Below are 22287 nucleotides of genomic sequence, written 5' to 3' on the forward strand. Positions count from 1 at the left end.
AACCGGACGCTCGGGATCGGGGCCTTGCTCGCCTGGAATCAAACTGAATCGAAGATCACAATGCGAGGAGGATTTGGCCCGCTACCTTTAGTTCTTTTGGTTCACCAATTTGGAATTCTGAGTAACATAAGCGACCGGTCGGTACCTCGGGTTGCGCTGATGTCTACGCCGTAGCGGGACGGCCGAAAAGGACCAGCTGCATCAGCAGACGCACCCGCCCCTGAGCAGCCATCGGCTGGTTGTCGAACGCGCGGCCAAGATCGACAACCAACGCGAACGCCGCGTGGATGAGGAACCGCGCCTCGGCGGGCGACAGCTCCGGCCGGACTTCGCGCAGCAGCCGCGCCCACTCTTCGACGCTGAGCCGCTGGATGTTTCGCAGCACCGTGCGTTCCTCGGCCGGAACATGCTGGAACTCGGTGAAATACACGTAGGTCAGCGCGCGCTCGGCGAACGACCCGGCGACGTACTGGTCGATCAGCGTCGTCAGTGCGACCTCCGGGCTGGCCGCGGTCGCGACCGCCGGGCCGACCGCACCCGAAACCCGTTCCGCCGCACGGCGAAAGGCCGCGGCCAGTAGATCGCTCTTGCCGCGATAGAACCGGTACACCGCCGACGCGGCGGAAAGCCCTGCGGCGGTGGCGATGTCTTCCACGCTGACATTCGGATACCCGCGTTCATGGAACAGCTCCACCGCTTTGCGCAGCAGCAGTTCGTGTTTGAACGAGTCCGGGATCTCCACCACCTGCAGCGGCTCGGCGGGCTGCTCCGCGGGCAGTTTCGCGGCGACGATCGGCTGGCATGCCGAACTCAACAGCCGGGCAAGGGATTTCGCCGGGAGGGTGGCGTGGTGGTCGGCGATGCTGGTGATCGTGCTCAGCAGCGCGGCGCGCAGTACCCTGGTGTCGTCCTCGGTCAGCTCCGGCCGCAGCTCGGCGACCTGGCTGCCGAGCGCGCCGAGCACGGTGAGCTGCTGGTCGTTCAGCGTGGTGAGATCGTCGGGCTCGAGGTAGCGGCCCTCCCAGCGCACCAGGGTGATGGTCGGCCGATTCTCGATCGTGACGGCGATGAGGGCGTCGAGCACGTGCCGCAGCCGCTGCTCGGGCGACCATGCGGCGGCTTCGGCAGGCAGCTCGACCGACTCGGTCATCGCCCGGCCCACCCGCAGCAATTCCTCGCGGAACAGCGCGTATTTGCTCGGGTAGTGGCGATACAGCGCGGCCGAACTGATGCCGAGGCCGGAGGCGATGTCCTCCATGCTCACGCCGTGATAGCCGAGTGCGCCGAACGCGGCGGCCGAGGCCGCGGCGATCTGCGCCCGTCGATTCTTCGGCCTGCGCCGGACTTCCCGGGGTGCCGAGTCGCCGGTGCTCGCCTTCCGCGCCGTACGGCGATTGTCGACACTCATGCGGACATCGTACTGATCAGGGCTGATGAGACGGTCCACGGCTCGGCGCTGTCCGCCTGCTTCGGCTCCGGGTGCCGCAGGTCACGCGGAATCGCCGCAGTACCTGGCCGAAAATGGCAGGCGGCGGCTCGACCCGTAGCGCGGGTCGCGGTGAGTGAGGGACGCCACAGTCGATCCGCCGCGGCCGCGGTGCCCGATCAGCCGCGCGGGGTGATGACCAGTCGTGCCTTGCCCCGGGGGACCGTCGTGATGTTGCGGGTCTTACCGCGTTCCGGCTCCGCGCCCTCGGGCAGTGAAAGGGAATGCCGCACAAGGATTTCCCGCAGTATCGCGGTACCCTCCATGAGCGAGAAACCCGCACCGATGCAGCGCCGGACCCCACCGCCGAAGGGCAGCCAGGTATTCGGCGCCACCTCGCCAGCGAGGAAACGGTCCGGCCGGAAGACGGCGATATCCGGGTAGTTGTCCTGGCTGTGGTGCGCGAGCAGGATCGAGGTGTTCACCACCGTGCCGGCGGGCAGTCGTCGGCCGCCGATTGTCATGTCCCTGGTCAGTTTTCGATTGGTGCCGTTGATGACGACGTGCAGCCGCATCGCCTCCTTCATGGCGGCTTCGAGATACTTGTCGTCACCGCCGCGTGCCGCGTCGAAGGCCGCTTCCTGAATATCGGGGTGCGCCGCGATCTCGTACAGCGCCCAGGACAGCGCCGACGCGGTCGTCTCATGACCAGCGAGCAGCAGCGTGATGAGCTGATCGCGCAGTTCGGCGTCGGTGAGCGGCGGGTCGGCGTCGTCGCCGGTGCCCGCGTGCAGCAGCCGGGACAGCACATCGGTGCGTTCGGCCAGATCCGGCGCGCGCCGCCGACCGGCGATCTCGGCGTAGAGCAGGGCATCGACCGCGTGCAGATTCGCCGCGAACCGCTTCCACGGGCCGACGCGGCCGAGCAGGTTCGACTGGAAGCCGAGGAACACCAGCGGATTCATGTGCACGATCTGCCTGAGTCGCGGCGCGAGCTCGGCGCGGGTCTGCTCGTCGGTGACCCCGAACACCACCCGGATGATCACCGAAAGCGTCAGCGCGTTCATCCGGTCGAGCGTGACCAGCGTGGAACCCGGTGTCCAGCGGTCGATTTCGGCGACGGCGAGCTCGGCGACCAGATCGCGATAGGCGCGCAGCGCCGAGCCGTTGAACGCGGGCATCAGCAGCCGCCTTGCCCGCGCGTGTTCGTCCTCGTCGGTGAGTAGCAGGGAGTGCTGGCCCAGCACATGGCCGAGGATCTGATTGCCTTCGCCCGCGTGCAGGTCGTGCGGGTTGCTCGCGAAGATCTCCTTGATGTGCTCCGGACGGGAGAAGATCACGACATGGTCGGCGAACGGCGGGATGCGCAGCGTGAAGACGTCACCGTACCGGCGCGCGAGCGCTGGCACGAACCGCTGCCTGTCGACCTGGAAGAGGATGCTCTGCACGAGGGCGGGCAGTCGGGACCCCGGCGGATAGGCGGTTGTCTCGTCGCGCTCTTGGACGTCGGGTGCGGCCACGATGCCACCTCCACTGGGGTTTTATGGAAGAACCTGTTTCACTCAACGTTATGAGATATCGGCGGCAGGGTCTATGACGTGGCCGGTAATCAACCGCTCTTGACGGACCGCCGCCGAGCGGCCATCCTGAGTCGGTCAGCACCTCGCTAGGCGAGGCTCCTGCGCGAACACAGGCCACTGATCCGACGACGTCGAGAGACGCCCAGGATCAGGACAGATCGCTTCGGATTAAGGGGCGATCCCAGGTGGCTTCCCGGTACGGGATACGTCGTGCAGTGCCGAAGCTCTGACGAGAGGGGTGCCCGCCGAGCCGTTTCGGCCGGTGTCCCCTGCCTCGCGTGGTCCGACACGGTATGGCGACGCGCGTGCGTCTCGGCGGTAAGGAGGTGAGGGGACATGGAGTCTGGCGATAGTCCGTATCCGAGTACGGATCCGACATCCCACTCGTTCCCGGCCCACTGCTGCCGCGTGACCGACTGAACCCGAAGCCTTTTCGACGCACCGGGCATTTCCATGCCAGGATGTCGTTCGCCTCGGGCATCCGGTTATGCCCGAAATCGGTTGTGGTGGTGGGCCTTTCCAGCCGAAGGAGTCCATCATGACGTTCGCATTCCCGCGTGAGCTACCGGTGTGGCCCGCGCTGATCCACTCGGCCCGCCGAGTACTGGCCCGGTACCGCCTCACCCCCGAAGAGCAGCGCAATCTGGCCGCGGCGCGTGCCGCCCAGGCGGCCATTTTCACGGCCTCCATGGGCGGGCATCCCTACTACCGGTGACCCGAGGTACCTAGCGGCCCGTGCTCTGCGGGCCGCTAGCTTCCGGTGCTCGGACGCCGGGCGGCGTACCAGTCGAGCAGGTCCGGGTTGTCGACGGCGCTGCGTTCGACGACACGGGCCGCCTCGGCACCCTGGAACAGCTTCTTGATCGGGACCTCGAGCTTCTTGCCCGTGCGGGTGTGCGGGATACCGGGGGCGACGATGATCTCGTCGGGGACATGGCGCGGCGAGACCTCCGCGCGGATGGTGCTGTTGATGCGGGTTTTCAGGTCGTCGGTGAGTTCGGTGCCAGGCGCGAGGACGACGAACAGCGGCATCCAGTAGCCGCCGTCCGGTTGTTCGGCACCGATGACCAGCGCCTCGGCGATCTCGGGGAGTCGCTCGACGGACTGGTAGATGTCGGCGCTGCCCATCCGGATGCCGTGCCGATTGAGGGTGGAATCGGAGCGGCCGTGCACGACGACCGTGTTGCGGTCGGTGATGGTGATCCAGTCGCCATGTCGCCACACACCGGGGTACATGTCGAAATAGGCGTCGTGATAACGCTTTCCGTCGGGGTCGTGCCAGAAACGGACCGGCATCGACGGCATCGGCTTGGTGATCACGAGCTCGCCGACCTCGTCCCGGACCGGCTGACCGGTGCCGTCGAAGGCCTCGAGTGCGGCGCCGAGGAAGCGGGTCGACAGCTCGCCAGGCCAGGCCGCGACGGTGCGCGCGCCGCCCATGAAGGCCGACACCACGTCGGTGCCGCCGCTGATCGAGTTGACCTGGACGTGGTCACCGGTGTTCTCGCCCAACCAGATCGCCGACGAGGTCGGCAGCGACGCGCCGGTGATGCCGACCGTGCGCAGCGCGGACAGGTCGTGTTCGGCGCGCGGCACGGCACCGGCCTTGATACAGGCGAGCACGTAGCCGGGACTGGTGCCGAGCACGGTCGTCCGCGTCTCGGCGGCGATGCGCCACAACCCATCCGGTGCCGGGTAGGTGGGGCTGCCGTCGTAACAGACGACGGTCGCGCCGACCAGCAGACCGGAGATCTGGAAGTTCCACATCATCCAGCTCGGGCTGGTGTACCAGAAGAAGGTGTCGTCGATGCCGATATCGGATTGCAGGGCAACGGCTTTGAGGTGTTCCAGCAGCACGCCACCGTGACCGTGCACGATGCCCTTCGGCAGCCCGGTGGTGCCGGAGGAGAACACGATCCACAGCGGATGATCGAAATCTACTGTCTCCGTGGCGATCACGGCGGGAGCGGCCTCGTCGTAAGCGATCGCGTCGTGCCACGGTGTCGCGTCCGGAACTTCGAGGCCGAGCTGGGAGACGGCGATCGTCCCGCGCAACGTGCCGAGACCCGCTTGCAGCGCCGCGATGTCGTCGCGCTTGTCGTGCGCCTTGCCGCCGAACCGATAGCCGTCCACGGTGATCAGCACGGTGGGTTCGAGCTGACCGAGCCGATCGAGCGCGGCCTTGGGCGAGTAGTCCTGGCCGCACGCACTCCAGACCGCGCCGATGCTCGCGGTCGCCAGGAACGCGACGATCGCCTCCGGAATGTTGGGCAGATAGCCCGCGACCCGATCGCCCGCCTGTACCCCCATGGACCGCAGGGTCTGCGCCAATGCGGCGGTATTGTCGATCAATTCGACCCAGGACACCTCGCGACGCGGTGCGTCCTCGGCGACCGCGATGATCGCGGGCCGGTCGGTGCGGAACTGGCGAACGACCTGATCGACGTAGTTGAGTCTGGTACCGGGAAACCATTGCGCGCCCGGCATTTCGGCACTGGCAAGCACCTCGCCCGCGATGTCGCCGAGCTCGAAGTAGTCCCACACCGCGTGCCAGAAGTCGGCGAGCTCATCGACGGACCACTGCCACAGCGTGTGGTAGTCCGGTGCGGCAACGCCGGTTCGCTTCTCGACGAACTTCGCGAAGTCGGTGATCCTGGCGTCGGCGATATCCTGCTCGGTCGGCACCCACTGTGGTTGCACCGCGTTCCTCCTGGCTGTTCGAACTGGTGGTCAGGCGCGCTCGGCGCGCCGCACGATCTGCTCGGCGTGCCGCAAGACGGGGGCGTCGACCATGCGGCCCTCGAAGGCGAACACGCCACGATGCTTCGGCACTTCATCGAGTAACCTTCGGGCCCAGTCGATCTCGTCTGCGGACGGCGCATAGGCCGCGCGAATGACCGCCACCTGGCTCGGATGGATGGCGACCTTCGCGTCGAAGCCGACGGCGACCGCGTCCATTGCCTCGACGCGCAGGCCGTCGATATCGCGGATGTCGAGATAGACCGAGTCAAGCGCGAACTTCCCGTACGCCTTGGCCGCGAGCAGCGCGGTGGACCGAACGTGGCGCGCCACATCGCGATAGCCGCCGTCGGCGTGCCTGCTCGACTTGCCGCCGAGCCCGGCGACGAGGTCCTCGGCACCCCACATCACGCCGATCGCGTTGTCCGCCGTCATCGCTTGGCCGACGGTGAGCGCGCCGAGTGGCGATTCGATCAGCGCGATCACCTCGTACTCGGAAAGCCCGGTGATCTGTTCGGCCGCTTCGGTTTTCGGCAGCATGACGCGCCGATATCGGGTGTCGGCCAGTGCGGCCAGATCGAGGGCGTGCTCGTCGGTGCCGACGGCATTGACCCGGACCACCGTGGTCTCGGGATTCAGCGGCGTCTCGACCAGCGCCTTGCGCGCCGCCGCTTTGTCCCCGGCGGCGACACCGTCCTCCAGGTCGAGGATCACCACATCCGCTGCCGCGGCGGCCTTTTCGTAGCGTTCCGGGCGGTCCGCCGGGCAGAACAACCACCCCGGCCCCGGCATCTCCCACGTCATGGCTGCTCGGACTCGGGCCGTAGGCGAATCATGGCGTTGCGCACCGCGACCGCGACGACGGTGCCGTGCTGGTTGCGTGCGGTGTGCCGGAAGGTGACGATGCCCTCGCCCGGCCTGCTCTTCGACACCCGCTTGTCCAGCACGACGGTTTCGGCGTAGACAGTGTCGCCGTGGAACAGCGGCGCGGGGAACTTCACCTCGGTGAAGCCGAGATTGGCAACGGTGGTGCCCTGAGTCAGGTGCGCCACCGCGAGGCCGACCATGGTGCCGAGGGTGAACAGCGAATTGACCAGGCGCTGATGGAAAGGCTCCTGGGCCTCGCTGTAAGCCGCATCGATATGCAGCCCTTGCGGATTCATGGTCAACGTGCTGAACAGCACGTTATCGGTCTCGGTCATGGTGCGGCCCGGCCGGTGCTCATACAGCACGTCGGTCTCGAGTTCCTCGAACCACATGCCGGTCTGCACGACCCGGCGCAGGCTATTGGTATCGCTCACAGCCCGAGCTCCCGTCCGATCAGCATCAACTGCACCTCCGTTGTGCCCTCGCCGATTTCGAGGATCTTGCTGTCCCGGTAGTGCCGGGCCACCGGGTATTCGTTCATGAATCCGTAGCCGCCGAAGATCTGGGTTGCGTCGCGGGAATTGTCCATGGCCGCCTCGCTGGCCACCAGTTTGGCGATGGACGCCTGCTTCTTGAACGGCTTGCCGGCCAGCATCAGTGCCGCGGCGTCATAGTAGGCGGTGCGTGCCGTGTGCGCCCGCGCTTCCATCCGGCCGATCTTGAAGGCGATGGCCTGATTGCGGCCGATGGCCTGGCCGAACGCCTCGCGCTCCTTGGCGTAGCGCACGCTCTCGTCGACGCAGCCCTGCGCGGCGCCGACCGCGAGCGCGGCGATGGCGATGCGGCCCTCGTCCAGGATGCGCAGGAAGTTCGCGTAGCCGCGGCCGCGCTCGCCGAGCAGGTTCTCCGCAGGCACGCGGACGTCGGTGAAGCTGAGCGGGTGGGTGTCCGAGGCGTTCCAGCCGACCTTGTTGTAGGCCGGTTCGGCGACGAAGCCGGGGGTGTCGGTGGGCACGAGGATGGTGGAGATCTCCTTCTTGCCGCCGTGCTGGCCGGTCACCGCCGTCACCGTGACCAGCGTGGTGATATCGGTGCCGGAGTTGGTGATGAACTGCTTGCTGCCGTTGATGACCCAGTCGCCGCTGTCGACGATCGCGGTGGTCTTGGTCCCGCCCGCGTCACTGCCGGCGCCGGGTTCGGTGAGCCCGAACGCGGCGAGGGAACGCCCACTTGTCAACTGCGGCAACCATTCCTGCTTCTGCTTGTCGTTGCCGTAGCGGTAGATGGGCATCGCGCCGAGGGAGACACCGGCTTCCAGGGTGATGGCCACGCTCTGGTCGATCTTGCCGAGTTCCTCGAGGGCGAGGCACAGCGCGAAGTAGTCGCCGCCCATGCCGCCGTACTCCTCGGGGAACGGCAGGCCGAACAGGCCCATCTCGGCCATGCCGGCGACCACCTCGTACGGGAAGGTGTGCTTCGCGTCGTGCTCGGCGGCCACCGGGGCGACCACCGACCGCGCGAAATCGCGCACCGTCATGGCGAGATCGCGGTACTCCTGCGGCAGTGCGCCGGTGGACAGGAAGTCGGTCATGCTTGGTTTCCTTCTCGCTCGGCGGTATTCGAGTCTTCTTCCGCGTTCCGGTGGACACCGGAATCGGGTGGTGACGGCGGCGCTTCGGCGGCTGGCGTCGCGATAATGCGGGCAAGGACTTGGTCGAGGCGCACCTGAGTGCCTGGTGTCACCAGTATTTCGACGGTTCCGGCGATCGGCGCGGTGAGCGAGTGCTCCATCTTCATCGCCTCAACGATGACGACCGGGGCGCCAGCGGCGACGGTGCTGCCGGTGTCGGCCTGCACCGCGATCACCGAACCCGGCATGGGGCTGGTGATTTCGGCGTCGCCGACGTGTTCGGTCGCGCCGCGCGCGCCGGCCTCGGCGACCTCGCGCAGCATCGCGATGCCGGTGGGACCGGCCAGCCACAGTTGCCCGTCGTATTCGGCCACCCGGTATTCGCGGCGGATGCCGTCCAGGGTCAGCGTCAGCACGTTGTTCTCGAAAGCCGCTGTGACCGAGGTCGATTCGCCCTCGTCGATGCGTGCCGTCGCGTCGGCGGGGGTGCCGGTCAGGTACACGTGCTCGATCCGATCGCCACCGGCCAGTCGGATCGAGGTCGGCGCGGCGTCGCCGATGCGCCAGCCGGAGGGGACGTACCAGGGATCGGTTCGCGTTGTCGGCCAGCGCCGCAGCCAGCGGTAGGTGGCGGCAACCACGAACATCTCATCGCTGACCGGGGCGGGGTCGAAGTCGGCGACCCGGCGATCGAGTAGGCCGGTATCCAGGTGTCCCGCAGCGACATTCGGGTCGGCGAGCAGGAAACGCAGGAACTCGATATTGGTGGTCACACCGAGTAACACCGTATTGCCCAGTGCCCGATCGAGTTTCGCGATCGCGGCGGTACGGTCGGCGCCGTGCGCGATGACCTTCGACAGCATCGGGTCGTAGTCGCTGCCGACCACGGTCCCGACGCGCAGGCCCGAATCCACCCGGACCCCGGTGCCTTCCGGCTCGGACAGCTCGAGCACCGTGCCACCCGTTGGCAGGAATCCGCGACCGGGATCCTCGGCGTACACCCTTGCCTCGATGGCATGCCCGATCATCCGGATCTCGGCCTGCTCCACCGCGAGCTTCTGCCCGGCCGCCACCCGAACCTGGCACTCGACCAGGTCGATGCCGGTGACCAGCTCGGTGACCGGATGTTCCACCTGTAGCCGGGTATTCATCTCCATGAAGAAGAATTCGTCCGGCCGGTCGGCGGAGACGATGAATTCGACGGTGCCGGCGCCGACGTAGTCGACACTGCGCGCGGTATTGCAGGCGGCCGCGCCGATCCTGGCCCTGGTCGCCGCGTCGAGCAGCGGGGACGGCGCCTCCTCGATCACCTTCTGGTGCCTGCGTTGCAGGCTGCATTCGCGTTCGCCGAGGTGCAGCACGTTGCCGAACTGGTCGGCGAGGATTTGCACCTCGATGTGGCGTGGACGGGTGACGAAGCGTTCCAGGAACAGGGTGTCGTCACCGAACGCGGACGCGGCCTCGCGGCGCGCGCTGAGCAGCGCGTCCGGTAGTCGCGCGGGATCCTCGACCAGCCGCATGCCCTTGCCGCCACCACCGGCGGAGGGCTTGACCAGCACCGGGTAGCCGACCTCGCGCGCCGCGTCGATCAGGTCGGCGTCGGTCAGGCCCGGCCTGGCGATGCCGGGCACGACCGGGACATTGAAGGCGGAGACGGTGTTCTTCGCCGCGATCTTGTCGCCCATGACCTCGATCGCACGGGCGGGCGGGCCGAGGAAGACGACGCCGGCGTCCGCGAGTGCCGCGGCGAAAGCGGCGTTCTCGGAAAGGAATCCGTAGCCTGGATGCACGGCCTGCGCGCCCGTCCGCACGGCCGCCGCCACCACTTTGTCGATGGCGAGGTAACTTTCGCGCGCGGCGGCCGGACCGAGCCGGACCGCGGTGTCGGCCTCGTGCACATGCCTGGCGTCGGCGTCGGCGTCGCTGTAGACCGCGACCGAGCGAATTCCCATGGCGCGCAAGGTACGAATGACCCGTACCGCGATCTCGCCACGATTGGCGACAAGCACGGTGTCGAAACCGACGGGATGAGACTTGTTCAGCATCACGCTCACATCCGGAAGACGCCGTAGGAAACGGGTTCGAGCGGCGCCTGTGCGCACACCGAAAGGGCAAGCCCGAGGACAGTTCTCGTGTCCGCGGGGTCGATCACGCCGTCGTCCCAGAGCCGGGCCGTCGAATAGTAGGGATTGCCCTGGCTTTCGTATTGGTCGCGGATCGGCGCCTTGAATGCTTCCTCGTCCTCGGCCGACCACGGCTGCCCCGTGCTGTCGAGCTGATCGCCGCGCACCGTCGACAAGACGGAGGCGGCCTGCTCGCCGCCCATCACCGAGATTCTCGCGTTGGGCCACATCCACAGGAAGCGCGGCGAATACGCCCGCCCGCACATCGAATAGTTACCCGCGCCATACGAACCGCCGATCACCACGGTCAGCTTCGGCACTCGCGCGCAGGCCACCGCGGTGACCATCTTGGCGCCGTGCTTGGCGATGCCGCCCGCCTCGTAATCGCGGCCGACCATGAACCCGGTGATGTTCTGCAGGAACAGCAGCGGAATCTTGCGCTTGTCGCACAGTTCGATGAAATGCGCGCCCTTCATGGCGGATTCGCTGAACAGCACGCCATTGTTGGCGACGATGCCGACCGGGTGGCCGTAGATATGCGCGAAACCGGTGACCAGTGTCTTGCCGTATTCGGCCTTGAACTCGTGGAAGGCGTTGTCCCCCTGCGGATCACCATCGACGAGGCGGTGGATCACCTCGCGGACGTCATACGGGGTGCGCAGGTCGACCGGCACCACGTCGTACAACTCCGACTCCGGTACAGCCGGTGCCACCGTCGGCAGCACCGCCCACGGACTCGCCGGACGCGGGCCGAGGGTGGCGACGATGCGGCGCACGATGCGCAACGCGTCCTGGTCGTCCTCGGCCAGATGATCGGTGACACCCGAAGTGCGCGAATGCAGTTCGCCGCCGCCGAGCTCCTCCGCGGTGACCACCTCGCCGGTCGCCGCCTTCACCAGCGGCGGGCCGCCGAGGAAGATGGTGCCCTGATTGCGCACGATCACGGCCTCGTCGCTCATCGCTGGCACGTACGCGCCGCCCGCGGTGCAGGAGCCGAGTACTGCGGCGATCTGCGGAATTCCCTTGGCGCTCATGGTCGCCTGGTTGAAGAAGATGCGGCCGAAGTGTTCCCGGTCGGGGAATACCTCGTCCTGCTCGGGCAGGTAGGCGCCGCCGGAATCGACGAGATACACACACGGCAGCTGATTCTGCAGCGCGATCTCCTGGGCGCGCAGATGCTTCTTCACCGTCATCGGGTAGTAGGTGCCGCCCTTGACGGTGGCGTCGTTGGCCACGATCACGCACTCGCGGCCGGACACCCGGCCGATGCCGGTGATGATCCCGGCGCCGGGGGATTCGTCGCCGTACATGCCGGTCGCGGCGAGGGGGGAGAGTTCGAGGAATGGGCTGCCCGGGTCGAGCAGCTGGTCCACCCGCTGGCGCGGCAGCAGCTTGCCGCGCGCCACATGACGGTCCCGTGCCTTCACGGGTCCGCCGAGCGCGGCGGCGGAAAGCCGGGCGCTCAGGTCGTCTACCAGCGCCTTGTGGGCGACCCGGTTGTCGACGGCCTCTTCGGTAACGGTCATGACGTGATCCTGTGGGGTCAGTGTCGCGCGGCGACTCGATGAGGGTGGTGGTCGGGCGACGGGCAGATCAGTTAGTCGCCGATAACTGGAATCCAGGTTAATCTTGGTTAACCGAGATGTCCAGGTAGGGCGAAAGGAGCGCGTGTGACCAGTACTGACCCGAGCACGCTCACCCGCCGTGAACAGCTGAAGGCGCAGCGGCGCGAACAGCTCCTCGACGCCGGAGCCCGGCTCATCGCCGACCGTGGCTTCCTCGGCATGCGCCTGGACGACCTCGGCGCGGCCGTCGGCATCAGCGGGCCCGCCGTGTATCGACATTTCCCGAACAAGGAAGCGTTGCTGGTTGAACTGCTCGTCGGCGTCAGCCAGCGACTGCTCGACGGCGGCAAGGCGGTGGTCGCGTGCACCGGTACGGCGGCCGAGGCGCTGGACGGACTCGTCGACTTCCACCTCGACTTCGCGCTCGGCGATCCGGAGCTGATCCGGATCCAGGACCGCGATCTCGAGAATGTGCCGACCACCGCCCGGCGGGAGCTGCGCCGTACCCAGCGCCAGTACGTGGAAATCTGGGTCACGGTGCTGCGCGAGCTGCATCCCGGGCTACCGGAGGAGACGGCGCGGGTGCAGGCCCACGCCGCCTTCGGGCTGATCAACTCCACCCCGCACAGCGCGCCGACGGCGACCGCCGCGCGGGCCAGGCCCATCCTGCGACGAATGGCGCTGTCCGCCTTGGGATGAGGGCGCGGTCATCGAGCGCTCCAGCCACCGTCCATGGTGTAGGAGGCGCCGGTCACCATGCCCGCGTCCGCCGAGGCGAGCCAACCAACCAGCGCGGCAACCTCTTCCGGCTCGACCAGGCGTTTGATCGCGCTCTCGGTGAGCAGGATCTTCTCCAGCACCTCCTGCTCGGGGATGTTGTGCGCCTTGGCCTGGTCGGCGATCTGCTTGTCCACCAACGGGGTACGGACATAGCCGGGGCTGACGCAGTTGCTGGTGACGCCGTGGCGGCCGCCTTCCAGCGCGGTAACCTTGGACAAGCCTTCCAGCCCGTGCTTGGCCGTCACGTAGGCGGCCTTGTACTCCGATGCCCGGATCCCGTGCACCGACGAGATATTGATGATCCGGCCGAAGCCCTCTCGGTACATGTGCGGCAGGGCGGCGCGGATGAGCAGGAACGGTGCCTCGACCATCAGGGTGAGCAGGGTCCGGAACTGCTGCGGCGGGAACTCCTCGATCGGGCTGATGCTTTGCACCCCCGCGTTGTTCACCAGGATGTCCACCGCGAGGTCGAGCGTCTCCAGCGGCTCGACCTCGAGAAAGTCTACCGCCCAAGACTTTCCGCCCAGTTCGCGAGCCAGCGCCTTCGCGCCCACATCGTCGATATCGGCGATGGTGACCAGCGCACCGCGCGCGGCGAGTTCCCGCGCGCAGGCCGCGCCGATGCCGCTGGCGCCACCGGTGATCAGGGCGGAACGTCCGGTCAGGTCACTCATTTGACGATCACCGGTGCGGGCTTGGCCGCCAGGCCCTCGGCATCGGCGAGGTCGACGCTTTCCAAGGTCAAGCCTTTCGTTTCGCGGGCGAACAGGACGGCGACCGCGGTGATCGCCGCGGCGATGGCCAGGTAGATCGCGATGGGCACCGCGGAGTGGTAGCTGTTGAGCAGGCGGACGGCGATGATCGGGGCCAGCGATCCGGCCACGATCGAGGTGACCTGATAGCCAAGGGACACACCGGAATACCGCATCCGCGTCGGGAACATCTCCGCCATGATCGCGGGCTGGCCCGCGTACATGAACGCGTGGAAGACCAGGCCGATGATGATGGCGAACAGGATGATCGCGTTGTGCCCGCTGTCCATCATCGGGAAGGCGAAGAAACCCCAGGTGCCCGCCGTGAGCGCGCCGACCAGGTACACCGGTCGCCTGCCGAAGCGGTCGGACAGCTGCCCGACCAGCGGGATCGTCACGAAATGCACAGCGTGCGCGGCGAGCAGCCACCAGAGGATGACCTGGGTGTCGACGTGCACCTGCACCTTGAGATAGGTGATGGTGAAGGTGACAACCAGGTAGTACAGGATGTTCTCGCCGAAGCGCAGGCCCATGGCGGTGATCACGCCGCGCGGGTAGCGCTTGAGCACCTCGACGACGCTCAGCGAGGTCGCCTTGATCTGCTCCACTTCCTGTTGCGCGGCAACGAAAATGGGCGCGTCGGTGACCTTGGTTCGAATGTAGTAGCCGATGAGCACGACCACCGCGGACAGCCAGAAGGCAACGCGCCAACCCCAACTGAGGAAGGCCGCGTCCGAGAGCCACGAGGTCAGCGCCAGCAGCACCACGGTGGCAAGCAGGTTCCCCATCGGTACCCCGGCCTGTGGCCAACTCGCCCAGAAACCGCGGCTGCGACTTGGACTGTGTTCGGCCACAAGCAGAACCGCGCCACCCCATTCACCGCCGACCGCGAAGCCCTGAATGAAGCGAAGGACGACCAGCAGTGCGGGTGCCCAGTAACCGACCTGACCGAACGTCGGCAGGCAGCCCATCAGGAAGGTCGAGGCGCCGACCAGGATCAGGCTGAATTGCAGCAACTTCTTGCGCCCGTACTTGTCGCCGAAATGCCCGAAAACGACACCGCCGAGCGGGCGGGCCGCGAAGCCGACCGCGTAGGTGACGAAGGCGGCGAGAATCGCGTCCAGATCACTGGTGTCCTTGGCGAAGAACACCTTGCTGAACACCAGCGTCGCGGCGGTGCCGTAGAGGAAGAATTCGTACCATTCGACGACCGTGCCCGCCATCGACGCGGCTACCACCCGTCTCAAGCCGGTGGGCACCCCATCCGGGTCACTCGGCCACAAAGCACTGCGCACGCTCATCGAACCCTCCTTCGTGCCTGGGGTCACATCAGGATCTAGATGTGATGGCCCCCACAAATCTCGGCTGCAACGAAGTATTAGTGCAGATGAGTTCGTCCGCAATGGTTATTTGTGCAGTACGTATCTGCGAGGATGCAGATCATGAGTGGCGTGGCGCGGCGGCCGAGCGCGGACGACCTTCTGGTGCTGCTGGCAGTCGGCCGATCCGGACGCTTCGTATCCGCCGCCGAAGAACTCGGCATCAACCACACCACCATTTCCCGCCGCATCGCCGCGTTGGAGCACACCCTCGGCGGCCGAGTACTGACCCGCGCCGCGGGCGGCTGGGAACTCACCGAACTCGGCCGCGAAGCACTAGCCGCCGCCGAGATCGTCGAATCGGCCGTCAAATCACTCGCCGCCGACGCGGGCGGCAGTCGGGTCCTGGAAGGCGTAGTGCGCATTTCGGCAACTGACGGCTTCAGCGCCTACCTGGCCGCCCCCGCCGCCGCCGAGGTCCAACGCCAACACCCCAAGATCACCGTCGAAATCGTCGCAACAACAAGGCGAGCCTCCACCCAACGCTCAGGCCTTGACCTCGAGGTCGTCGTCGGCGAACCACAAGTCCACCGCGCCACCGCAATCCGCCTCTCCGACTACTGCCTAGGTCTCTACGGCGCCCGAGACTATCTCCGCGAACACGGAACCCCGACCACGATCGATGACCTTGCCGCCCACCCCCTGGTCTACTTCATCGACTCCATGCTCCAAGTCGACGACCTCGACCTAGCCTCCAGCTTCGCCCCCACCATGCGCGAATCCGTAACCTCCACAAACGTTTTCGTGCATGTGGAGGCAACCCGAGCCGCTGCGGGCATCGGCCTGCTTCCTTGCTTCATGGCCGACCGCCACCCGGACCTGACCCGGGTCCTCCCTAACCAGGTCTCCGTCCAACTCGCCTACTGGCTGGTCGCCCGCTCCGAAACCCTCCGCCGCCCCGAAGTAGCCGCCTTCGTAGACGCCCTCCGCGCAAAGGTCCACCACGAACGAAACGCCCTACTCGGCAATCAGCACAATATCGAGTGAGTTCTGCGACGAGACTTCCACTTATTCGCCGAATACCTCGTCGAGGGAGTCCGCATCTACGGCGCGGTCGAGCCAGACGTCGAGCTGTTCAGTGTCGGTGTGTCCTGCAACTCGGGCAGCGAGGGCGTCGGAGACTTCGAATCCGCGTTTGCGGAGGACTCTCAGGAGCGACTTGGCTTCTCCTTCGACTTCTCCCTCGGCCTTTCCTTCGAAGAAGTAGGTCCGGATGAGCTCATTTTGGTACTCGTAGCCAGCGGTCATGAGGCTCTCCAAGAAGTGTCGGGCGGCCTCGGGCAAGAGGCCCGTTACCTGGTCAATGTACATCTTGCCGTGTGGCGCGGCGAGCACGCGAGTGGCCAGAACGGTCAGGATGGTTTCGCTTTCGGGATCGTCGCCGTGCGCGATGGCGGAGAGGACCGCAAGCTCGGGGTTGGCTTCCGCGGTCTCTGAATCGGTGACCACGGGGATATCGGTCGGGCTCAGCACCAAGGGTTTCAGTGTGAACTCGGGGGCGATTGTGATTGGTCTGCGGCAATAGGCGGCGGTGGGTTTGTCCGGGCACAGCACCAGCAGGATGGTTGGGCACTTCAGTCGAGCACGGAGCGTCGTCAGGTAGACCGGCCAGCTCCACGTCTTGTCTTTGTCGGGCCGCAGCTGAACCTCGACCACCACCGCTACGGCGGGTTTGGTTCCCTGCGCAAGCACAACGACTGCGTCGGCGCGGTACTCAGTGGGGTTGATGTCGGGGAAATCTCCGCATTCCAAACGGGCGTGGTCGAATTCAGGTAGTTGGGTGTCCAGCACGGTGGTTAGTAGCTCGGCGGCCAGCTGCGGGCGTTGCCGGAACAGGTCGACGAGTAGCTCATGCAGTCTGCTGGGCATGCGGGGAAGCTATCAGTTGCCAACGACGGAAAACAAGCTCATATCTGCGGTGGTATTGGAACGAATCATGTTGGAACGTTCCACTTTTCGGTGATCTGTGGCTTGAGCGCTAGGGAGTTGCGGGGGTGGCTTGGGTGAGGTGGCCGTCGGTCATGGTGTAGACGGCGTTCATGCGGTGGAGGTGGGTGCGGTCGTGGGTGACGAGGAGGGTGGCGGCGCCGTGGTCGTGGACGATGGTGAGGATGAGATCGATGATGGCGGAACCTCGTTCGGTGTCGAGGGCGCTGGTTGGTTCGTCGATGACGAGTAGGGCGGGGTTGTTCATCAGGGCTCGGGCGATGTTGATGCGTTGGCGTTGGCCGCCGGAGAGTTGAGCGGGGCGTTTGGCGTGTTGGTCGGCCAGGCCGACGGCGTCGAGGAGTTCCATTGCCCTGGTGCGGGTTTCGCGGCGCTGGTGGGCTGAGGTGTGCAGGTGTTGGCCGAGGTGGGTCATCACCTCTAGTTGTTCGAGGGCGGTGAGGGCGGGGATCAGGTTGGGTTGTTGGAAGACGATGCCGATGGCGGAGCGGCGGAGGGTGGCTGCTTCGCGGCGGCCGACGGTGGCGAGATCGGTTTTGCCGCTGGGGGTTTCGAGGGTGACGTGACCGGAGTCGGGGTGGATGAGGGTGGCGGCGACGGCGAGGAGGCTGGATTTGCCTGAGCCGGACGGGCCGGTGATGGCGGCGATGCTGCCGCCGGTGACGCGCAGGCTCACGTTATCGAGCGCGGTGAGTCTGCCGGCACCGTCGGGGTAGGTGAGGGTCACGTCGGTGATGTCGAGGGCGGTGGTGGTGCGGATCGCGGTGGTCATGATCTCGAAAACTCCAGTGGCTCAAAGCTGATGGATCAGCGGCCCGCGCCGAGTGCGGTCAGCGGGTCGGTGGTGAACAGGAAGCGCAGGGCGAAGGCGGCGCCGAGTAGGCCGAGAACGATCAGTGCTAGCGCGGGTAGCAGTGTGGTGGTCGGGCTCAGGACGAAGGGGAGGGCTTCGCCCATGAAAGCGGCTGCGGCGACGGTGATTCCGAGTCCGACCGCGACACCGGCGGTGAGCACGACGGCGGCCTGGGCGAGGGCGTCGCGGACCAAGGAGCCGGAGGTGGCGCCGAGGGCTTTGAGGGTGGCGATGTCGGGCATGCGCTGCACGGTCCACACGGTGAAGAAAGCGCCGATCACCAGCGCGGAGATGGCGAACAGCAGCACCGTCATCAGGGTGAGTGAGCCGTTCTCGGCCTGGTACGCGCTGAGTGCCGACAGCGCGCCGGCGGGATCGGTGGTCTGCGTGTGCGCGGTGGCGTTCACCGCTGCCTGATCGGCGACGCCGGACACCGCGAGCACGGTGGCTGCGCCCGAGCGCGGGCTCATCGCCTGCCAGTCGGCCAGGGTCGTCCAGACCACCGGTGTGTGGCTGTACCAGTCGTCGCCGCGCACCGCGGCAACGGCGAACGCGCGACCGCCGATGCTGACCGAGTCGCCCGTGGCGGCGCCGAGGTCCTTGGCCGCGCCGGTGCTGAGCACCACGCTGCCGTTCTCGGTTGCGGAGCGATTGCCGAAAGCTGTTCCGGTGGTGCCGAAGAACGCGACCTGCACCGAGGCCCTGCCGCTGGGATCGACCTTGCCGTGGCTGATGCCGATCGGGTCGACGGTGCCGCTCGGGCCCGCGGCGGCCTGCCAGGCCGCGACCTGTTCGGCGGTCAGCGTCGAGGCGTCGAACGACGGCGCCGCGCCGGTGTCGGCGAAGACGACCGTGTCGCCGGGGAACGATTCGACAGCCGAGATGTTCTGATGCGCGAGCCCGGCCGTGAGCCCGCTCAGGAAACTCACCAGCAGCGCCACCAGGGTGACGACCAGGGTGATGAGCAGGAAGCGGCCGCGGGCGGCGCGCAGATCTCGGAGTGCGACGAACATGCCTTCACTGTTCCGCGCGAAGCGCCGGCGGCCATCGCGCGCGGGAAGGAAAGGCGCACCATCGAAGGGTGGGTGGCGTTTTACACCTTTCGATGGATGCCGCGCGGGTAGCCGCACATAAGCTGGCAAGGTGCACTCGTCACCGCTCACGCCCGTCTTCACCGCGCTGCGGCTCGGCCTGCATGTGCTGGTGACGGCGTTGGCGGTGGTGATCGCGGTGCGGGCGCTGCTGCCCGGCGCACCGCATCCGATTCCGGTGGTGGCGTTGACGGTGGCCTTCCTGGCGACCTACTTCGGCGGTCACGTACTGAGCGGGCGGCGCGGTGGGATCGCGATCTGGTTGATCGCACTGACGGTGTGGTGGCTCGGCCTGGTCCTGCTCGCCCCCGACGCCGGTTACCTGGCCTTCGGCCTCTTCTTCCTCTACCTGCATCTGCTCCCGCGCCCCTGGAACTTGGTCGCGGTGGCGGCGGCCACGGCGATCGCGGTGCTTGGTTTCGGGGCGCACCGGGGTTGGTCGGTGGCGGGCGCGATCGGACCGATGTTCGGCGCGGCCGTCGCCGTCGGCATCGGTCTCGGCTACCAGGCGCTGTTCCGCGAGTCCGCCGAAAGACAGCGGCTGATCGACGAATTGATCAGTACCCGAGCGATACTCGCGGATCAGGAACGCACGGCGGGCAAGCTGTCCGAGCGTGAGCGTCTGGCGCAGGAGATCCACGACACCGTCGCGCAAGGGTTGAGCAGCATCCAACTGCTACTGCACGCCGCGGAGCAGTCGGCCCCGGATCATTCCGCGCTGCAACAGATTCGGCTGGCCAGGGAGACGGCTGCGGAGAACCTCGCCGAAACGCGAAGGCTCATCGCAGAATTGACCCCGGCCGCACTCGACGGTCAGTCGCTTGCTCAGGCACTGGAGCGAATCTGCTTGCGCGCCAAGACTCCCGGACTCGCTACCCAATTGGTAGTCGAAGGCACCCCCGAGCGACTGCCGATGCCGGTGGAGGCGGCGCTGGTGCGGATCGCGCAGGGCGCGGTCTCGAATGTGGTGCGACATGCGAAAGCTGACCGGATGCGCCTGACACTGACCTACGCCGACGCCGAGGTCCTGCTCGACGTGGTGGACGACGGGATCGGCATCGAGCCCGACGTCCTCGACCACTCGCCGTCCGGCTCGTTCGGCCTCGCCGCCATGCGGTCGCGCGTGGAGCAGCAAGGCGGCACCATGGCGGTGGAATCGGAGCGGGGCCACACCGCGGTCACCGTCTCCTTCCCGCTCGAATCCGCTGCCCCCGAACCGGATTCGGCCCAACCGGGGGAGCGTGGATGATCCGCCTGCTGCTTGCCGACGACCACGCCATCGTCCGCGCGGGCCTGCGCGCGCTGCTCGACGGCGGCGACGACATCACCGTCGTCGGCGACGTGCCCACCGGCGAGGCGGCCGTCGCGTTCTGCGCGACCACCCCGGTGGACCTGGTGCTGATGGACCTGAGCTTCGGTCCGGGCCGCTCCGGCGCCGACGCCACCGCCGAGCTGCGCGCCCTCCCGCAGCCGCCGAATGTCTTGGTGGTCACCAACTACGACACCGACGCCGACATCCTCGGCGCCATCGAGGCGGGCGCCTGCGGCTACATCTTGAAGGACACCCCGCCCACCGAACTGCTCGCCGCCGTCCGCTCGGCCGCCGAGGGGGAGAGCGTGCTGTCGCCCGCGGTGGCCTCGAAGCTGATGACCCGCGTGCGCCGCGCCGACACCACCCTGAGCGCACGCGAAATCGAGGTGCTGCGGCTGGTCGCCGACGGACGATCCAATCGCGAGATCGCCAAGGTGCTGTTCCTCAGCGAAACCACCGTCAAGTCCCACCTGGTGCACATCTACGCGAAACTCGGTGTCCGATCCCGCACTTCGGCGGTCGCCAGGGCACGCGAGCAGGGTGCGATCTGAGATGGGCGGGCGGCTACCGCGCCCGTGCGTGGTTGAAGCCAACGCCGCCCGATCTCGCGACATGCGCCCGTCGGTGCCCCGCCCGGCCGCCTGCGTGGCTCTAGGGTGAGGCAATGGCCTCTCTCTCGGATCCTCAGGTGCGCGAGTTCCTCTCCGAAGGCACGCGGACAGGCAAGGTGGCCTTCGTCGCCGCCGACGGCCGACCGGTGGTCACCCCGGTCTGGTTCGTCCTCGAGGGTGACGAACTGGTTTTCAACACCGGCAAGACCACCGCCAAGGGCAAGGCGTTCGCGCGGGACGGCCGCATCGCGGTGATCGTTGACGTCGAGGCGGCGCCGTACCCGTCGGTGCAGTTGCAGGGCACCGTCACCCTGTCCGAGGATCCGGAGGAACTGGTCCGCACGGCCACCGAGATCGGCGGCCGCTACATGGGCGCCGACCGGGCCGAGGAGTTCGGCAAGCGCAACGGGGTGCCCGGCGAACTCGTCGTTCGCCTGCGGCCGACCAAGGTGCTCGCCCACTTCGACGCGACGGCCTGATCCGAACCGCGTTTTACACTCACCCGCATGACCGTGCACTTCATCGGCGCCGGGCCGGGCGCGGCCGACCTGCTCACCGTTCGCGCGGTCACCCTGCTCGGCACCTCGCCGGTGTGCCTGTACGCGGGCACCTATCTCGATCCCGACGTGCTCGGCCACTGCGCGCCCGACGCCGAACTGATCGACACCCAGCACCTTGACCTCGACCAGATCGTCGAACACCTGGTGCGCGCCGACGAATCCGGCAAGGACGTGGCCCGGCTGTGCTCGGGTGACCCGTCGCTCTACTCGGCCCTCACCGAACAGACCCGCAGGCTCGACGCACACGGCATTGCGTGGGACGTCACCCCCGGCGTTCCGGCCTACGCCGCCGCGGCCGCCCTGCTCGGCACCGAACTCACCGTCCCGGAGGTGGTGCAGTCGGTCGTGCTGACCCGCACCCAGGCCCGCTCGACCGCGATGCCGAGCGCCGAGTCGCTGGCCAACTTCGCGAGCACCGGCGCCACACTTGTACTGCACCTGGCCATCACCCGCATCCGCACCCTCGCCACCGAACTCGTCGACGACTACGGCGACGACTGCCCGGCCGCCGTGGTGTACCGCGCAAGCCAGCCCGACCAGCTGATCCTGCGCGGCACCCTCGCCGATATCGCCGATCAGGTCGAGGCCGCCGGGCTGCGGCAGGCCGCGATCATCCTGGTCGGCCGGGCGCTGTCCGGCACGGTGTCCTGTGCCCAATCGCACCTCTACGACCCGGCTCGCGCCCGGCATCGGTGACCCGCCGCGCGTCCCGCACAGCGCATCCCGCAGGATGTGAGGTCTGCAACATGAGGACCGCAAAGTGCTGGCAACCCAACTGCCTGTGCTGATGTCGGTCGGCTATCGAGGGTGGTTGGTTCGGTGCGGGCGACGACGGTAGATTGGTTCGGTGATCTGCAGCGAGATTCCCGGCATTGCCGGTCGGTGGGTAGTGGGCGCGGTCGCGCCTATGTAACAAGGTCACCCTGGCGAACAGATAATGCCAATGAGCTTTTTTGCCTGATTGATTAGAGAACTGAACCCCGAGACGCGGGCGCCACGCTGGTATAGGTGAGCGTCCTGTCCGGGTGTCGTCGGGGAGCGCTTGCGTGGTGTTCCGGAAGCGAGGTTACGG

At 67.1% G+C, this 22287-nt stretch carries 20 protein-coding genes and 1 riboswitch; of the genes, 7 read left to right on the forward strand and 13 right to left on the reverse strand.

Going from position 1 to position 22287, the window contains the following annotated elements:
- Positions 1 to 163: 163 nt before the first annotated feature.
- Positions 164 to 1408 carry a TetR/AcrR family transcriptional regulator gene (locus OG203_RS29800; RefSeq protein ID WP_405160558.1) on the reverse strand — a complete coding sequence of 415 codons (1245 nt, stop codon included), beginning with the start codon at positions 1406 to 1408 and terminating at the stop codon, positions 164 to 166.
- Between the two features lie 197 nt (positions 1409 to 1605).
- The gene (locus OG203_RS29805) at positions 1606 to 2946 is read right to left on the reverse strand and encodes a cytochrome P450 (RefSeq protein WP_405160559.1); all 1341 of its coding nucleotides are present in this window, start codon (positions 2944 to 2946) and stop codon (positions 1606 to 1608) included.
- Between the two features lie 135 nt (positions 2947 to 3081).
- A riboswitch (M-box (ykoK) riboswitch) is annotated at positions 3082 to 3251 on the forward strand.
- 293 nt (positions 3252 to 3544) lie between these two features.
- Between OG203_RS29805 and OG203_RS29810 the strand changes: the two genes are divergently transcribed.
- A complete protein-coding gene (locus OG203_RS29810) occupies positions 3545 to 3721 on the forward strand; it encodes a hypothetical protein (RefSeq protein ID WP_405160560.1) in 177 nt (58 codons plus the stop codon).
- Between the two features lie 35 nt (positions 3722 to 3756).
- Here the strand turns inward: OG203_RS29810 and OG203_RS29815 are convergent, their stop codons facing one another.
- The 6 genes from OG203_RS29815 to OG203_RS29840 are packed head-to-tail and all read right to left on the reverse strand — an operon-like array spanning position 3757 to position 11891.
- Positions 3757 to 5706, reverse strand: coding sequence for an acetoacetate--CoA ligase (locus OG203_RS29815; RefSeq protein WP_405160561.1), 1950 nt, complete (start codon positions 5704 to 5706; stop codon positions 3757 to 3759).
- Between the two features lie 30 nt (positions 5707 to 5736).
- Positions 5737 to 6549: an HpcH/HpaI aldolase/citrate lyase family protein gene (locus tag OG203_RS29820; RefSeq protein WP_405160562.1), complete on the reverse strand. Its 813-nt coding sequence runs from the start codon at positions 6547 to 6549 to the stop codon at positions 5737 to 5739.
- Positions 6546 to 7004, reverse strand: coding sequence for a MaoC family dehydratase (locus OG203_RS29825; protein WP_405168051.1), 459 nt, complete (start codon positions 7002 to 7004; stop codon positions 6546 to 6548). The genes OG203_RS29820 and OG203_RS29825 overlap by 4 nt, the downstream gene beginning before the upstream one ends.
- Before the next feature lie 38 nt (positions 7005 to 7042).
- Positions 7043 to 8203, reverse strand: a complete 1161-nt coding sequence (locus OG203_RS29830; RefSeq protein ID WP_405160563.1) for an acyl-CoA dehydrogenase family protein — start codon at positions 8201 to 8203, stop codon at positions 7043 to 7045.
- Positions 8200 to 10287: an acetyl/propionyl/methylcrotonyl-CoA carboxylase subunit alpha gene (locus tag OG203_RS29835; RefSeq protein WP_405160564.1), complete on the reverse strand. Its 2088-nt coding sequence runs from the start codon at positions 10285 to 10287 to the stop codon at positions 8200 to 8202. Before OG203_RS29835 ends, OG203_RS29830 begins: the two co-directional genes overlap by 4 nt.
- 5 nt (positions 10288 to 10292) lie before the next feature.
- Positions 10293 to 11891, reverse strand: coding sequence for a carboxyl transferase domain-containing protein (locus OG203_RS29840; protein ID WP_405160565.1), 1599 nt, complete (start codon positions 11889 to 11891; stop codon positions 10293 to 10295).
- 144 nt (positions 11892 to 12035) lie between these two features.
- Here OG203_RS29840 and OG203_RS29845 point away from each other — a divergent pair, with 144 nt between their 5' ends.
- Positions 12036 to 12629: a TetR/AcrR family transcriptional regulator gene (locus OG203_RS29845; protein WP_405160566.1), complete on the forward strand. Its 594-nt coding sequence runs from the start codon at positions 12036 to 12038 to the stop codon at positions 12627 to 12629.
- Positions 12630 to 12637: 8 nt separating this feature from the next.
- Here the strand turns inward: OG203_RS29845 and OG203_RS29850 are convergent, their stop codons facing one another.
- Together OG203_RS29850 and OG203_RS29855 are read right to left on the reverse strand one after the other, a co-directional pair.
- The gene (locus tag OG203_RS29850; protein WP_405160567.1) at positions 12638 to 13384 is read right to left on the reverse strand and encodes a 3-hydroxybutyrate dehydrogenase; all 747 of its coding nucleotides are present in this window, start codon (positions 13382 to 13384) and stop codon (positions 12638 to 12640) included.
- On the reverse strand, positions 13381 to 14763 hold the full coding sequence (locus OG203_RS29855; protein WP_405160568.1) for an MFS transporter: 1383 nt from the start codon (positions 14761 to 14763) through the stop codon (positions 13381 to 13383). The genes OG203_RS29850 and OG203_RS29855 overlap by 4 nt, the downstream gene beginning before the upstream one ends.
- Positions 14764 to 14904: 141 nt before the next feature.
- On the opposite strand from OG203_RS29855, the gene OG203_RS29860 reads away from it, so the two are divergent.
- Positions 14905 to 15828, forward strand: a complete 924-nt coding sequence (locus OG203_RS29860) for a LysR family transcriptional regulator (RefSeq protein WP_405160569.1) — start codon at positions 14905 to 14907, stop codon at positions 15826 to 15828.
- Between the two features lie 21 nt (positions 15829 to 15849).
- Here OG203_RS29860 and OG203_RS29865 read toward each other — a convergent pair whose 3' ends face one another.
- From OG203_RS29865 to OG203_RS29875, 3 genes are all read right to left on the reverse strand, one after another.
- On the reverse strand, positions 15850 to 16710 hold the full coding sequence (locus OG203_RS29865) for a hypothetical protein (RefSeq protein ID WP_405160570.1): 861 nt from the start codon (positions 16708 to 16710) through the stop codon (positions 15850 to 15852).
- A gap of 109 nt (positions 16711 to 16819) precedes the next feature.
- The gene (locus OG203_RS29870) at positions 16820 to 17560 is read right to left on the reverse strand and encodes an ABC transporter ATP-binding protein (RefSeq protein WP_405160571.1); all 741 of its coding nucleotides are present in this window, start codon (positions 17558 to 17560) and stop codon (positions 16820 to 16822) included.
- 35 nt (positions 17561 to 17595) lie between these two features.
- Positions 17596 to 18654 (reverse strand): ABC transporter permease, encoded by a 1059-nt coding sequence (locus OG203_RS29875; protein ID WP_405160572.1) that lies wholly within the window; start codon positions 18652 to 18654, stop codon positions 17596 to 17598.
- A 130-nt stretch (positions 18655 to 18784) separates the two neighbouring features.
- Between OG203_RS29875 and OG203_RS29880 the strand changes: the two genes are divergently transcribed.
- The 4 genes from OG203_RS29880 to cobM all read left to right on the forward strand — a co-directional run bounded on the left by OG203_RS29880 (position 18785) and on the right by cobM (position 21911).
- Positions 18785 to 19981, forward strand: a complete 1197-nt coding sequence (locus OG203_RS29880) for a sensor histidine kinase (RefSeq protein WP_405160573.1) — start codon at positions 18785 to 18787, stop codon at positions 19979 to 19981.
- Entirely contained in the window at positions 19978 to 20595 is a 618-nt protein-coding gene (locus OG203_RS29885; protein WP_405160574.1) for a response regulator, read from the forward strand. Before OG203_RS29880 ends, OG203_RS29885 begins: the two co-directional genes overlap by 4 nt.
- 113 nt (positions 20596 to 20708) lie before the next feature.
- Positions 20709 to 21134, forward strand: a complete 426-nt coding sequence (locus OG203_RS29890) for a PPOX class F420-dependent oxidoreductase (RefSeq protein WP_405160575.1) — start codon at positions 20709 to 20711, stop codon at positions 21132 to 21134.
- A 27-nt stretch (positions 21135 to 21161) separates the two neighbouring features.
- Positions 21162 to 21911 carry a precorrin-4 C(11)-methyltransferase gene (gene cobM, locus OG203_RS29895; protein ID WP_405160576.1) on the forward strand — a complete coding sequence of 250 codons (750 nt, stop codon included), beginning with the start codon at positions 21162 to 21164 and terminating at the stop codon, positions 21909 to 21911.
- Positions 21912 to 22287 lie beyond the last annotated feature (376 nt).

The organism is Nocardia sp. NBC_01499 (genome assembly GCF_045040275.1).
Classification (GTDB): Bacteria; Actinomycetota; Actinomycetes; order Mycobacteriales; family Mycobacteriaceae; genus Nocardia.

Excerpts from the sequence above, each read along its gene's own strand:
- OG203_RS29855 (WP_405160568.1), bottom strand. The coding sequence starts at position 14,763 with ATGAGCGTGCGCAGTGCTTTGTGGCCGAGTGACCCGGATGGGGTGCCC.
- OG203_RS29800 (WP_405160558.1), bottom strand. The coding sequence starts at position 1,408 with ATGAGTGTCGACAATCGCCGTACGGCGCGGAAGGCGAGCACCGGCGAC.
- OG203_RS29865 (WP_405160570.1), bottom strand. The coding sequence starts at position 16,710 with ATGCCCAGCAGACTGCATGAGCTACTCGTCGACCTGTTCCGGCAACGC.
- OG203_RS29875 (WP_405160572.1), bottom strand. The coding sequence starts at position 18,654 with ATGTTCGTCGCACTCCGAGATCTGCGCGCCGCCCGCGGCCGCTTCCTG.
- OG203_RS29890 (WP_405160575.1), top strand. The coding sequence starts at position 20,709 with ATGGCCTCTCTCTCGGATCCTCAGGTGCGCGAGTTCCTCTCCGAAGGC.
- OG203_RS29885 (WP_405160574.1), top strand. The coding sequence starts at position 19,978 with ATGATCCGCCTGCTGCTTGCCGACGACCACGCCATCGTCCGCGCGGGC.
- OG203_RS29860 (WP_405160569.1), top strand. The coding sequence starts at position 14,905 with ATGAGTGGCGTGGCGCGGCGGCCGAGCGCGGACGACCTTCTGGTGCTG.
- OG203_RS29840 (WP_405160565.1), bottom strand. The coding sequence starts at position 11,891 with ATGACCGTTACCGAAGAGGCCGTCGACAACCGGGTCGCCCACAAGGCG.
- OG203_RS29850 (WP_405160567.1), bottom strand. The coding sequence starts at position 13,384 with ATGAGTGACCTGACCGGACGTTCCGCCCTGATCACCGGTGGCGCCAGC.
- OG203_RS29820 (WP_405160562.1), bottom strand. The coding sequence starts at position 6,549 with ATGACGTGGGAGATGCCGGGGCCGGGGTGGTTGTTCTGCCCGGCGGAC.
- OG203_RS29870 (WP_405160571.1), bottom strand. The coding sequence starts at position 17,560 with ATGACCACCGCGATCCGCACCACCACCGCCCTCGACATCACCGACGTG.
- OG203_RS29830 (WP_405160563.1), bottom strand. The coding sequence starts at position 8,203 with ATGACCGACTTCCTGTCCACCGGCGCACTGCCGCAGGAGTACCGCGAT.
- OG203_RS29835 (WP_405160564.1), bottom strand. The coding sequence starts at position 10,287 with ATGCTGAACAAGTCTCATCCCGTCGGTTTCGACACCGTGCTTGTCGCC.
- OG203_RS29810 (WP_405160560.1), top strand. The coding sequence starts at position 3,545 with ATGACGTTCGCATTCCCGCGTGAGCTACCGGTGTGGCCCGCGCTGATC.
- OG203_RS29825 (WP_405168051.1), bottom strand. The coding sequence starts at position 7,004 with ATGTGGTTCGAGGAACTCGAGACCGACGTGCTGTATGAGCACCGGCCG.
- cobM (WP_405160576.1), top strand. The coding sequence starts at position 21,162 with ATGACCGTGCACTTCATCGGCGCCGGGCCGGGCGCGGCCGACCTGCTC.